The 13,204-nt window shown below is 43.9% G+C and carries 11 protein-coding genes; 8 read left to right on the top strand and 3 right to left on the bottom strand.

Annotated elements, in window-relative coordinates; genetic code table 11:
• The first annotated feature begins 15 nt into the window (after positions 1–15).
• The 6 genes from ubiE to O9X84_RS12215 all read left to right on the top strand — a co-directional run bounded on the left by ubiE (position 16) and on the right by O9X84_RS12215 (position 5,446).
• Positions 16–870, top strand: a complete 855-nt coding sequence (gene ubiE, locus O9X84_RS12240) for a bifunctional demethylmenaquinone methyltransferase/2-methoxy-6-polyprenyl-1,4-benzoquinol methylase UbiE (protein ID WP_269520055.1) — start codon at positions 16–18, stop codon at positions 868–870.
• Positions 870–1,505: a ubiquinone biosynthesis accessory factor UbiJ gene (locus tag O9X84_RS12235; RefSeq protein WP_269520054.1), complete on the top strand. Its 636-nt coding sequence runs from the start codon at positions 870–872 to the stop codon at positions 1,503–1,505. The genes ubiE and O9X84_RS12235 overlap by 1 nt, the downstream gene beginning before the upstream one ends.
• Before the next feature lie 9 nt (positions 1,506–1,514).
• Positions 1,515–3,146 (top strand): ubiquinone biosynthesis regulatory protein kinase UbiB, encoded by a 1,632-nt coding sequence (ubiB, locus tag O9X84_RS12230; protein WP_269520053.1) that lies wholly within the window; start codon positions 1,515–1,517, stop codon positions 3,144–3,146.
• A 301-nt stretch (positions 3,147–3,447) separates the two neighbouring features.
• Positions 3,448–3,657 (top strand): transcription antiterminator/RNA stability regulator CspE, encoded by a 210-nt coding sequence (gene cspE, locus O9X84_RS12225; RefSeq protein WP_269520052.1) that lies wholly within the window; start codon positions 3,448–3,450, stop codon positions 3,655–3,657.
• 392 nt (positions 3,658–4,049) lie between these two features.
• Complete coding sequence (locus tag O9X84_RS12220) at positions 4,050–4,814, top strand: hypothetical protein (RefSeq protein ID WP_269520051.1); 765 nt, start codon at positions 4,050–4,052, stop codon at positions 4,812–4,814.
• Between the two features lie 158 nt (positions 4,815–4,972).
• Positions 4,973–5,446: an Lrp/AsnC family transcriptional regulator gene (locus O9X84_RS12215; RefSeq protein ID WP_269520050.1), complete on the top strand. Its 474-nt coding sequence runs from the start codon at positions 4,973–4,975 to the stop codon at positions 5,444–5,446.
• A 190-nt stretch (positions 5,447–5,636) separates the two neighbouring features.
• On the opposite strand, the gene O9X84_RS12210 is transcribed toward O9X84_RS12215, so the two are convergent.
• The 3 genes from O9X84_RS12210 to O9X84_RS12200 are packed head-to-tail and all read right to left on the bottom strand — an operon-like array spanning position 5,637 to position 8,593.
• Positions 5,637–6,644 carry a cytochrome d ubiquinol oxidase subunit II gene (locus tag O9X84_RS12210; protein WP_269520048.1) on the bottom strand — a complete coding sequence of 336 codons (1,008 nt, stop codon included), beginning with the start codon at positions 6,642–6,644 and terminating at the stop codon, positions 5,637–5,639.
• A gap of 9 nt (positions 6,645–6,653) precedes the next feature.
• Positions 6,654–8,024 carry a cytochrome ubiquinol oxidase subunit I gene (locus O9X84_RS12205; protein ID WP_269520047.1) on the bottom strand — a complete coding sequence of 457 codons (1,371 nt, stop codon included), beginning with the start codon at positions 8,022–8,024 and terminating at the stop codon, positions 6,654–6,656.
• A gap of 11 nt (positions 8,025–8,035) precedes the next feature.
• Positions 8,036–8,593 carry a GbsR/MarR family transcriptional regulator gene (locus O9X84_RS12200; RefSeq protein WP_032094910.1) on the bottom strand — a complete coding sequence of 186 codons (558 nt, stop codon included), beginning with the start codon at positions 8,591–8,593 and terminating at the stop codon, positions 8,036–8,038.
• Between the two features lie 212 nt (positions 8,594–8,805).
• Between O9X84_RS12200 and O9X84_RS12195 the strand changes: the two genes are divergently transcribed.
• Both O9X84_RS12195 and O9X84_RS12190 read left to right on the top strand, forming a co-directional pair.
• Entirely contained in the window at positions 8,806–10,011 is a 1,206-nt protein-coding gene (locus tag O9X84_RS12195) for an MFS transporter (protein ID WP_269520046.1), read from the top strand.
• Positions 10,012–10,218: 207 nt separating this feature from the next.
• Complete coding sequence (locus O9X84_RS12190) at positions 10,219–12,921, top strand: ATP-binding protein (protein ID WP_269520044.1); 2,703 nt, start codon at positions 10,219–10,221, stop codon at positions 12,919–12,921.
• The last annotated feature ends 283 nt before the right edge of the window (positions 12,922–13,204 follow it).

Here is a 13,204-nt window from a genome sequence, read left to right as displayed (position 1 = left end):
AGCAATAGGAACGTTATGAGCGACAATCAGACCTCATCAGCGGGTGATGTGCACTCTTCATCCAAGCATTCTCTCTCTGAAGAGCACGTGCTAGAAAACGATGTGGAACAAACGGCAGAGCAAGCTACAGATCAAAAGACGCACTTCGGTTTTAAGCAAGTAGAGAAAGAAAAAAAGGCGTCTTTAGTTGCCAACGTTTTCGATTCTGTCGCAGCGAAATACGATGTAATGAACGATTTGATGTCCATGGGCGTTCATCGTTTATGGAAGCGATTCACTATCGATTGTTCAGGTGTGCGCGCAGGCAATAAGGTGCTAGACATTGCAGGTGGCACTGGCGACCTAACTGCTAAATTTTCTCGCTTAGTTGGCCCTACTGGCCGTGTAACCCTTGCTGATATTAATCTATCCATGCTTCAGGTAGGTCGAGATAAACTGCGCGATCGCGGGCTTGTCAGCAATATCGACTACGTTCAAGCTGATGCAGAAGCACTGCCATTTCCAGACAACCACTTTGATGTGGTTACCATGGCATTTGGTCTGCGAAATGTGACGGAAAAACAAAACGCGCTTAATTCAATCTATCGGGTGCTAAAGCCTGGCGGTCGCTTATTGGTGTTAGAGTTTTCTAAACCAACATCTGAGCAGCTCAGTAAGCTTTATGACATGTATTCATTTCACTTACTTCCCAAGATGGGGCAATTGGTCGCGAACGATGCAGAAAGCTACCAGTACTTAGCTGAAAGTATTCGCATGCACCCAGACCAAGACACCTTGAAAGGCATGTTTGAAGAAGCCGGGTTTGAACAGTGCGACTACCAGAACTTAACGGGCGGTATTGTAGCGCTTCACCGAGGCTATAAATTTTAATGCCTGCATCTGCACTTTTTGCGGCTACGCTAGAAGCTTCTATCAATAAACTGCTAGCGCTCGATAGCGACAGTAAGGCGAGGCTTAACGCCCTCGACGGTTCGCGGATGACAGCGTTTTTATCTCCTATTCCATTTGGCATTACCCTGGTGTTTTCCGACAAGGTTGATGTATTGATAGAGCATGGTGATTTTGAAGAGGTAAAGGCGCAGTTAGGTGCCAAAGACTGTTGTATTAAAACCTCACTCGATACATTGCCAGCGCTAAAAGAAACCAGTCAATTAACCCGCCTTATTCAGCAGAAAGCGCTGTATCTAGAGGGCGAGTTAAATGTGGCGCAGCAGGCAAGCAGTTTGTTCAAAGATCTCGACATAGATGTAGAAGAGCTTATCGCTATTAGAACAAATGACGTTTTTGCCCATCAGTCGATGAAAACGGTAAAAGCTATTCATGAAAAATCCATGTCGATGTTTGCCAACATGGGTGATGTGTTTGGCAACGCCTTAGTGGAAGAAAAAAAGTTGGCTGCACATAAGCTTGCAGTTATGCATTTTAGCGATGAAGTTAGTGCGTTGCGAGATAGCACAGAGCGTTTAGACGCTAGGCTACGTGATTTAGAAGAACGACTTAAATAAGAGACTTGCATGCGAATTGTTAGGCTGTATCAAATTAATCGAGTGCTGCTAGAACACGGCCTCGACGAACTAATTCCTGCAAAGTGGTTACCTTGGTATGCGCGATTATTACGCCACAGTATCTTTTGGGTGCGCAACAAGCACAAAGGTAAATCCCAAGGCGAGCGAATTACGCTTGCGCTACAAAGCTTAGGGCCTGTATTCATTAAGTTTGGCCAGATGCTGTCAACACGCCGAGACTTGCTTGCGCCCTCTATTGCTAACGAACTGGCTCGTTTGCAAGATAAAGTACCTCCTTTTCCTTCAGAAGCGGCCCAAGCGATCATTAAGTCCTCTTTAGGCCTAAGCGAACTGAGCGAACTGTTTAGTGAATTTGAAGAAGCGCCTTTAGCATCAGCGTCTATTGCTCAAGTGCATGCGGCAAAATTAAAGACAAATAACGAAGACGTGGTGGTAAAAGTACTGCGCCCTGATATTCGCGATACGATAGTGGCAGACATGGAGCTGTTGTTCAGCTTTGCCAACATTATTCAACGCTGGCTTCCCGATGGCAGGCGCTTGCGCCCGGTTGAAGTGGTGGTGGAGTATCGTAAGACTATCGTGGATGAGCTTGATTTACTGCGTGAATCGGCTAACGGTATTCAGTTGGGCACCAACTTTGAGGGCTCTGATGCCCTGTATGTACCTACAATTTACAGTGACTACTGTTGTCATAATGTGCTTGTTATGGAGCGAATTTACGGCATTCCCATTTCGAATATCGATGCGTTAATTGCGCAAAATACCAATTTAAAAAAGTTAGCAGAGCGCGGTGTAGAAGTATTTTTCACCCAAGTGTTTCGCGACAGCTTTTTTCATGCAGACATGCACCCTGGCAACATTTTTGTTTCCACCGAACACCCAGATAACCCCAAATATATCGCTATCGACTTCGGCATTGTAGGAACCCTAAATAAAGAAGATAAGCGCTACTTGGCCGAGAACTTTATTGCCTTTTTTAATCGAGACTATCGCAAAGTAGCGCAACTTCACGCCGATTCTGGTTGGGTACCTCAAGACACCAACATCGATGAATTTGAAATGGCCATTAGAACGGTATGCGAGCCTATATTTCAAAAGCCCCTAGCCGAAATTTCCTTTGGTAATGTATTGCTACAACTATTCAATACAGCCCGCCGTTTCGACATGGTGGTGCAGCCTCAGCTGGTGCTGTTGCAGAAAACCTTGCTGTATGTGGAAGGATTGGGAAGACAGTTATATCCACAGCTGGACTTATGGAAAACGGCGAAGCCATTTTTAGAAAACTGGATGAAAGAGCAGATTGGATTTTCTGCCATGATGGGGAAAGTGAAAGCCAACTTGCCATTTTGGTCTGAAAAACTGCCTGAAATGCCAGATCTGCTTTATGACAGTTTACAGCACATAAAAAGGATGCCGTTACAGCACCAAAAAGCCACTGTAGCGCTTCTACAAGAGCAGAAAAGAACTACTCAGACCACTCACTTAAGTGTGGTTGGCGGTACTTTTATTCTACTTGCCGCTATTCTGCCAATTTACGACATTTCGTGGTATTTCCCAGCATTTAGCGGTGTTATAGGGAGTATTTTTTGGTTCCTGTCTTGGCGAAATAGTCGCCAATAACACTAAAGCAATAATGAACTTTTTATGAATCTGGTTAATAAGCCATTAATTAGTATGTTAATTGTTACCAAGAGTGTTATAGTGGCAGTGGCTGTTTGCCAGAGTCTTTAAATAGACGAGATTTGTATTATTTGCTATATGTTGCTACAAGTAAAAACTGCTCGAGTTACCCTGTAATTTGTGTTTTTTGTTAGTCCATTCGTAAGTAAGCCTCAATACTCCGCCAATTTAAAGACCAACAGAAACACAGTTACACGCGCTCTTTTGCGCAATTTATTACGATATTTGAGGTCTATACGACATGTCTAAAGTTACAGGCACCGTTAAGTGGTTTAACGCTGATAAAGGTTATGGTTTTCTTACTCAAGATAATGGCGGCAAGGACGTTTTCGTTCATTTCCGTGCAATTGTCTCTGAAGGTTATAAAACTCTTCCAGAAGGTCAGCGCGTAGAATTTGAAGTTGAAGAAGGTCAAAAAGGTCTTCAAGCTGCTAACGTGCAAGCTATCTAAGAAATTCAAAAATGGCGGTCAATTTGACCGCCATTTTTCTTTCCTCTTTACTTTGTCTGCACCAGCGCCCCTTTGCTCGCTCATTGATTTTATACACTTGCCTTAACAGCCTTGTTGAGCGCAATGTCTCTGTTTCTACCGACAACAGTCCCCCCTTCGTTAACGAAAATTCACTTTCTCCATTGCGTGTTATGTATTGCTATTTCCTTGTGTAAAGTGTTTTACTAAACCTATTAGTTTGCTCATATTTTAAGAGCGCGCTTTGGGTTTCAGGTTCTGCGATAGCTTTTGATGCTGGTTTTGTTTTGCTGGTTAATTCTAGGATATAAACACACCGACAAAAGCCTTATTCTTTGAGCATCTTTTCACATTCGGTTATTAGGATATTCACTATGATTATTCGTTTAGTTAGCTTGCAGTTTTTCTCAATCTCCAATCTGATAAGTGTAAAAAGAGGTAGAGGAAAAAGTATGGTGGTAGGTATTTTAGTGAATCTGGGGTTGGTTTTAGGCAGTGCAAATGCTGCTCAAGCACCTGATACACAAGCAACTAATACAAATATGTCTTTGCCGGCGGCACTTGCTGAACAAGCAACCGAATCAAATGACGAAGAGCAGGCGGCTGCTGTAGCCACGATATTCGATAAAGCCATTACCGCCAAAGACATTACTCCAGATGACAAGGTATTAGCTGAGATGGCTTCTCAAGCGAACAGTAGCGACGAGCAAAACGCCATGATGGCGCTTGCCAGTTTAACAAAGCTGTCAGAGCTTATTATTGAAAGCGTGCTCGATGACTACTTCGTAAGCAATAATCTTGTTATAGATCCCGCTTTGGTTGAAAAATTTAAAGTCAAATTTGCGACTAGCGCCAGCGAAGATGGCATTAGCGACGATGTTGCAAAGCGCCAAGTTATGATTTTTCTAGTGGAAAAGCATATGTATAATACCTATGGCGGCAAGGTTGTGTTTCGCCAGTCTAACCCTCAGTTACCCGTTGGTGCCTATTACAAAGTGCTAAAAAACTATGAGCAATCGGGTAAATTTACCATCCTCGATAAGGGGCTTGCCGACGGTTTTTGGACGCCTTTTACCCCGCCGTATCAATATGAATTAGCTGAGGAGAATATTAATTTTGCTCAGCCGTGGTGGCTGTAATTAGCATTGCAGTGGCCTACGGCCTAACGCTACGCTTAGCTTATCACTTAAGTTAAAGCCGAGATTAGAGCCGAGATTGAAGCCGAAATAAAGCCAAGCTTTTAATCGTACTTTTAAAGGCGTAAATAGAGAAGCAACGAAATGAAAACATATAAAGTATGAAAAATACCAATATTGATGCAGTCGATCGCACTATCTTGAGTATTTTACAGCGAGATGCAGAAACGCCTGTTGCACAAATAGCCGAACAAGTGGGGCTAACCTCTACCCCTTGCTGGCGAAGAATACAAAAGTTAGAAGCTAGCGGTATTATTTCTCGCCGTGTAGCGCTATTACAGGCGCAAACACTGGGCCTCACGATGACCGTGTTTGTACAGGTTAAAGCGGGTAATCACGATGGAAAGTGGTTGTCGACCTTCTCGCAGCACGCATCCTCTTTTGACGAAGTAGTGGAGTGCTATCGAATGTCGGGAGAATATGACTATTTATTAAAAGTGCTAGTAACCGACATGGCCTGTTTCGATCACTTCTATAAACGACTGGTAAGCGGAATCGCCTTTTCAGACGTCACCTCAAGTTTTGCCATGGAGCAAATTAAATATACCACTGCGGTTCCCCTCACACATTTATAGTGTGATGAAGTCTTCCATGCAACAGACACTTAGCGCTTAGGCATATAAAACAAAAACATGTATAACAAAAGCGCAAAGGGGCCTATTAAATAGACCCTTAGTATCGCTTTGACGAAGTTGAAGATTAAGCTTGTAAGCTTGCTCTACTTCTCTTCCCTTTAATGCCTGATTATGTCAGCGCACGCTCTAGTTAGTAGTAAGACAGCTTCTCTGACTTTCCTGAGAAAATTTTGTATACCATCACGGTGTAAGCCAAGATAACTGGTACTACTACCACCACGCCAACTAATAAAAATCGGAGTGAACTGGCATCACTTAGCGCGTCAGATATCATCATTTGCCCTGGAATAATGTATGGGTAATAACTTATGGCAAACGCGGTAAAGCACAGTAGAAAGACTAACAATGCGATGAAGAACGGTAGCCATTCTCCTTTGCCATCACTACGGGGAAGCTTTTTAAGCAGCACTCCGCACAGTGTTAACAGCGCAAAGCAGGTAACCGGAATGGCAAATAGCATGAACCCCCACGGCGCCGATAGCCATAAGTCGCGTACCTCTTCATGCAGAGATAGATTGGCAATACTCACCGACACAATCCCCAGCGCTAATATTCCTAACCCTCGTTTTGCCCAGTAATATGCCTTCTGCTGCAGTTCACCTTCCGTTTTTAAGATAAGCCAGCACGAGCCAATAAACGCATATGCCGCTGTTACACCAAGTGCTGCTAATACGGCAAACCCTTGTGCCCAAAGGTCGGTACGAAGCCCAGTAACATAGATACCTAGCATGTAGCCTTGGAAAAGAGTGGTAAGCAAAGAGCCATACTTAAACACTAAGTCCCACTTACGCTTATTCACCTGTACTACCTTTGCGCGGAAGTCAAAGGCAACGCCCCGTAAAATAAGCCCTAGCAGCATAAAAGTTGCCGGAAGATACAGGGTTTGCAGTACTTCGCTGTGCGCTTCAGGGAAGGCAATAAGTAACAATCCTACTGCTAACACTAACCAGGTTTCATTGGCATCCCAGTATGGGCCAATAGAGGCTATCATATCGTCTCTAAAGGCTTCGGTACGAGGTGGTATAAGCACACCCACTCCCAAGTCGTAGCCGTCCAAAATAGCATAAAGTAAAACCGATAAGCCCAATAAACCCACATAGATATTACCGAGCATTTCAGGTGAAACATGTTCAAACATAGTGACTCCTTACACCGTGACTGGGTTGTTGTTGGGGCTCATTTTCGCTTTTGCGATCTCGCGTTCCTCAGTAGTGATTTCTTCAATCTCAACTGCTCGGCGACACATCAGCATTAGGGTGCCGATGTAGGCGATAAGTAGCCCGCTGTAGATAACAGCGTACAGAGCAAACGATATCGCGATATTACTTGGCGGTAGTTGTGTTACTGCGTCAGTCGTTTTTAATACACCGCTAACAAGGTAAGGCTGTCTGCCTATCTCGGTAACATACCAGCCTGCAAGGGTTGCTACCCAACCGCTGAACGCCATACCAGCAAAAGTACGCTTTAACCACACAGGAAATGAACGGTTTCGCATTAAGTAAATACTGCCTAACCATGACACTGCAAGCATTAACATGCCCATGCCTACCATTACCCTAAAGCCATAAAATACAGGCGCTACTGGAGGGTGCTCTCCCTCAAACTCATTGAGGCCTTTTATCTCACCTTTTAATTCGTGGGTAAGAATTAAGCTGGCTGCATAGGGAATGGGAATTTCGAAATAGTTTTCTCTGCCTTCTTCATCCGGTATGGCAAACAAAAGCAGCGGCGCGCCCTCAGTGGTTTCCCACAGTCCTTCCATAGCGGCTACTTTCTGCGGCTGATGCTCGAGGGTGTTAAGCCCATGCATGTCGCCTGCAAAAATCTGTAGCGGTATCAGCACGGCCGCAGTGTAAGTCGCCGTTTTAAGGGCAAGCTTGGGCGCAAGTTTATCGTCACCTTTTAGCATTCTGTAAGCGGATAGGCCGGCGATTAAAAAGCTTGCTGTTAACCCCGATGCCAACATCATGTGAACAAAGCGATAAGGGAACGACGGATTGAATATTATTTCTTTCCAATTGGTGGCGTAAACCACACCGTCAACTACCTCAAACCCCTGTGGGGTTTGCATCCAGCTATTTAGCGCTAAAATCCAAAACGCAGACGTTGTGGTGCCAAGGGCGACAATCAGTGTGGAAGTGGTATGCAGCCAATTAGGCACTCGGCGAATACCAAATAGCATAATACCTAAGAACGTGGCTTCTAAGAAAAAGGCGGTCAGCACCTCATAGCCCAATAATGGGCCGGCTACATTACCCACTTTTTCCATAAAGCCAGGCCAGTTTGTACCAAACTGAAAAGACATGGTGACACCGCTCACTACACCTAGGGCGAAGCTTAGCGCGAATACCCGTACCCAAAATCGGTACATACGCATCCATACAGGGTGACCGGATATGTTTGAGCGCATTTTAAAGTAGAAAAGAAACCATCCCATCGCCATCGTAATGGTGGGAAATAGAATGTGAAAACTGATATTTAAAGCAAACTGTAATCGAGACAACAAGAATGCATCCACAGAACGTCTCCTTAATTAACGCTATTTTTACCTGGTAAAATCTTATCCTTAAGGTCTAGCATACGGCCTACGCCAGAACCGAGTTTCATCAGCGTATTAAGTTTTTCTGGTCCAAGGTTTTGAAGCTCTTCAGACCAAGCCGTAATTGATTCCAATAAATCGTGTATTTCATTAAGCTTATTTTGTGCACCAGCTTCGGTGCCATTTGCAGGCTCATCGAGCAGTAGGTCTCGCAGTAGGCTTAGAGTTGGATCTATTTCGCGTTTTCTTCGTTCTTCAAAAACTCGATTGGCCAACGTCCAAATATCGCCTGCAGGAATAAAAAACTCTTTGCGTTCGCCGGGTACTAAATGCTGTTTGACGAGTCTCCACGACTGAAGTTCCTTCAACCCCATGCTGGTATTACCGCGGGAGATATTCAGCGCATCGGCAATTTCCTGTGCTGAAATGGGTTCTTCGTTTAACACAATAAGAGCCAAAATCTGTCCTACTGTTCTGTTAAAGCCCCATCGACTTCCCATTTCACCAAAGTGCATGACTGCTGATGTGATCAAAGGTGTCATCTTCATTTTGTGTGCCTATTGAAGTTTCAGAAATTACTGAAAGTTTAATATTCTATTTGATGCAGATCAATCTTTTTTGACATTAATATGGTTTCATAAATACGCCGCTTCCCTGCACTACGCCTAAGAACTCAATGGCACAGGAGTGATAGTTAAATTGTCATACGGGAGAGGTAAGCTATTACTAAGGACGTTTCAGCGCTTTTTGGTATCCCTACATGACATCGACTCTTTCCCGGTACCACTTTTACTTGGTAATAAGTACGTTTACATTACTGTCTGTACTGGGGCAGGTTTCCACTAGCATCTATACTCCTTTCTTTCACGATCTAGCCCATACCTACAACAGTAACGTTAGTCTTATTGAAAAGAGTGTGGCTATCTTTCTTATTGCTTTTTCAGGTTCACAGTTACTGTCTGGTATTCTCTGCGATTACATAAATAAACGCCTTTTTCTGTTATGTGGAATTTTAGTGTTTATGTGCGGCACTCTTTTGGTTGCATTGGCTAATTCAGACAGCGGCTTTCTTTTAGGTCGAATTGTGCAAGGGCTTGGCGGAGGCGTTGGAGTGTCGGTGTCACGGGGCTTATCAAGGCAAATATTTAATGAAAAGCAACTTAGTGCATCACTCTCTATTACCAACATAGCCTTTGCCATTGCGCCTGCGATTGCTCCGTTACTAGGTACTGTAATTGGAGAGCAACTAGGCGTGTCTGCTATTTTCTATTTCGTTTTAACAATAGGGGGTGCAGCCTTATTACTGCTTTTAATCGCATCTGAGACTATTTCCCGTCACAGTCCAGCAGTTTCACCTAACGTTTTAGGTGAAACCTTCAGGTTGATTAAAAAGAGTGGCGCGCCGATTATCTTGATGGGCGTAGCAAGCGGATTACTCTATGGCATTGTGTTTTGTTTCATCACTATCGCACCGTCGATGATTATGGAGCAGCATGGGCTGAGCAAAACGCTTTTCTCTATTTATTCACTGCTCGCAACTCTCGCCTTTGTTGCAGGTAGCATACTCAATATTCGGCTTTCTAAATTGTCTAGCTTACTAAAGTTTAGGCTTTCGAGTGTTGCCGTACTGAGTTTGTCAGTACTCATTAGTGCGCTCACATTTCTGCTAAATCTTAACGGATTAGTTATGATGCTCGCCTACAGCTATGTCATTTTCTTTTTTATTGGTATTGCTATGCCGTGCAGTGTCACTATTATGCTGAGCTTTTCAGCAAAATCAGCAGGCTTTTTGGCCGCACTAGTGGGCTTTTTTCATTTATCCGGCGCTGCCGCGGGCGCTTATTTAGTTGCTTATTTAGGTAGCACGTTTTCAATGCTTCCTGCACATACGTTCGTTCTTATAACAACGGGCTTATGCCTTGTAAGCACTACTGCTTGCATATTCTTAAAACGGTCTAGAATTTAACTTACAGCCTTGCTGAAAAGTCAGTTCATCCACGTTTTTAGTACTTCAGTGGTTTTTTTTATTAAAAACTAAGCAAAAAAGTGATTATTGGCGGTAGAACCTTTACCATGTTTGATTAAATATTTTTCAGGTGCTTTCATGTTGTTGCGTCTGAATGACGCCTCATTTCTTGCTAGATAGTGGCGTAGTAAACATAAGGTTTCCACTATGAGTCAAGCTTCGCCACAATTAAACGAGAATTGTGCAGACGAACCCATTCACCTTATTGAAAGTGTTCAAAGTTTCGGTTACGTGATAGCCCTTAATCCGGCAGATAAAACCATTCAAGTTGTAAGTAGTAACATTGGCGAGCTTTTTAAAGTAGACATTGTGCCAGGTAAAACGCTTATTACTGAGCTTTTTACCATTCCAAATCCAGAAGCCCATACCTTTAGAACCATCTTTGAAGCGGTAAAAGGTGGCAAAGTACGTCACGCTTATCAGTGGAACTTTGCAGAAAACGCCCTATGGCTAGAAGACTGGGAAAAAGAAGGCAGTGGGGTTGCTTATGAATCTAACGGTTTTTTGGTCATTGAATTAGAACCCACGCCACAGTTAAGCTATGAAGCAGCGCAGCAGTGGGTACCCATGGATATCGACTTACGGGCGTTATTGCCCAATGTAGATGATCGCGATTCCATAGGCGATGTGGCAGATAGCATAGCACGATATTTTCAAGACTATGTGAGGTTTGATGCTGTTATGGTTTATCAATTCGACGATGACTATTGCGGTGAAGTCATCGGTGAGGCCACTCAATCTGAGAATAAATCGTTCAAGGGGCTCAAATTTCCAGCTTCAGATATTCCACAGCAGGCAAGAGAGCTTTATTTATTGAATCGCGTGCGCTGCGTGTTTGATGTTAACGAAGCCGCCATTCCATTGTTGCCTCGTATTGAAGAGTCTGAGCGTCCGCCGCTCGACCTTTCTATGTCTATGGTGCGATCAGTTTCTCCTACTCATATTACCTATCTTAAGAATATGGGAGTTCGTTCTTCGTTTTCTGTCTCTCTTGTATTTGAAGGCAAGCTTTGGGGCTTAATAGCCTGTCATAGTAAGCAACCTATCTATGTCGATCAGAAAAAGCGTTTGGTGTGTGAATCACTCGGGCACCTTTATGCATGGCAGCTACACACAAAAACGCTTCATGAAAAAAAGGAGCATTTCCAGAATCGTCAGCGCTCATTGAATAACATTGTTCACCAGCTAACGTCTTATTCAAACCCCCTTGATGCGATAAGAGAAAAAGAAAAAGAATTACTGGAGGTGGCGGATTCTTGCGGCATGGCGGTGATAACACCATCGAGTAATTATTTTGTGGGCAAAACCCCCTCAGAATCGACAGTAATGAAACTACTAGAGAAATTTGCCACGCCAAACTCTGAGCAGTCCGTTACGTTAAACAGACTAGCGGAACAGGTGACAGATTCGTGCAACCTCAACGGCATTCGTGGTATGTACATATCATGCGTGTCTGCAAAGCTAGGCTATTACACGGTATGGTTTAGAGAGCAGCGAGATAAAACCATTCGCTGGGCAGGTCGTGATGCCGCTAAACAGGATAAGCTTAAATCGCTAACACCTCGCAATTCTTTTGAGCTTTACTTACAAAGTGTGGCAGATGAATCGGTGGATTGGACCGAAGACGATAAGTTGATTATTGAAGGGTTCGACCATTTATTTATTCCTTACGCGTTGAGTTTAAAATCCTCACTTGATAAGCAAATTAACAAGCTTGAAGAGCTTGATAAGGCGAAGGACCAGTTTTTAGCCAGTATTTCTCATGAGCTGCGCTCGCCACTTAATTCGATTGTAGGCTGGACCGATCTGGCGCTGATGGACGTGGAAAACGTCGATAGGATGAAAGATGCCTTAGGTGTTATTAAGCGAGCTGCCTCTACGCAAGCGGCATTGATTAACGATATTCTAGACTTGTCGCGAATCATATCGGGCACAATGAAGCTATCGACTCACTCGTTAAAAATAACTCACTCTATTTCAGAAGTAGCTAAGTCGTTTGAAGCCGGATTCGCAGGCAAGAATATTCAGCTGTCTATCAATTGTGATGATGAATATACGCAAATACTGGGTGATAATTTACGGATTAAACAGGTTATTAATAACCTGTTGAGCAATGCCCTCAAATTTACTTCAAAAGGCGGTACGGTTCATATTAAGGGTAGACGGGAGCATTCAAATTATCTTTTCAAAGTGAAAGACAACGGAAAGGGCATGACCCGTGAGCAAATCTCTCACGTATTTGAGCGCTTCTATCAGGGTAAAAACGAGCACAATAAGAATGGGCTTGGACTAGGTCTTTCTATTGTGAAGAGCCTTGTTGAAATGCACGGCGGGGAAATTTACGCAGAAAGCGATGGCCTTGATACTGGCACTACCTTTTTTGTATCGCTACCCATAGCACCGCTAAATGTATTCGATGAGATTATTGAGGTGAAAAACACCGAAATAAGCGACTTGTCTCCTTCGCTTCGACTAAACGGTTTGCGGATTTTAGTTGCTGAAGATGAAAAAGATGCCAGAGACTTTATCAAACTCTTTTTAGAGTCGAACGGGGCGCGAGTTAACGTGGTGAAAAACGGCCTACTTGCGTGGAAAGAGATTAACGAAATGCCAGAGGCGTTTGACCTGGTGTTATCTGACATTGGCATGCCAGAACTCGACGGGCTGGGACTGGTGCTGAAAATTCGCTCTAGTGAGTTTGCGCAGATATCGTCACTTAGTGCGGTGGCGCTAACAGCGTATGCGTATACTTCTGACCGAGTAAAAGCACTTAAAGCGGGGTTCAATAACTACGTGTCTAAGCCCGTCGACGGCGAAGAGCTGCTCACCATCTTAGAAATGTATATGTAGGGAAACCCTATTGCAGGCAAAAAGGGTGCTGGCGCCAAGGGTGTTGTCATAACGCTTGAGGCGCTTGTTTTGTATTATTAGCGGCGCCTGTATTTGAGCGCTAGCTAGAATATCTAATAAGTGCCTGTCGCAATTGATAGCCGCTAATAAGTGCCCGCTAGAGGCCTGTCGCGGTTATCAGCTGTAAGAGACAGCCCCGCTTAATAGCTATCAAAGATTGCCGTGACTTATAAAGCTGCGGCGCTAAAAAAGCTATTGCGATGGCAATTCCTAAAGCGATCAA

The organism is Alteromonas sp. BMJM2 (genome assembly GCF_027257845.1).
Classification (GTDB): domain Bacteria; phylum Pseudomonadota; class Gammaproteobacteria; order Enterobacterales; family Alteromonadaceae; genus Alteromonas.
The sequence above is the reverse complement of the archived record's forward strand: the minus strand, read 5'-3'. Positions and strand labels throughout refer to the sequence as shown.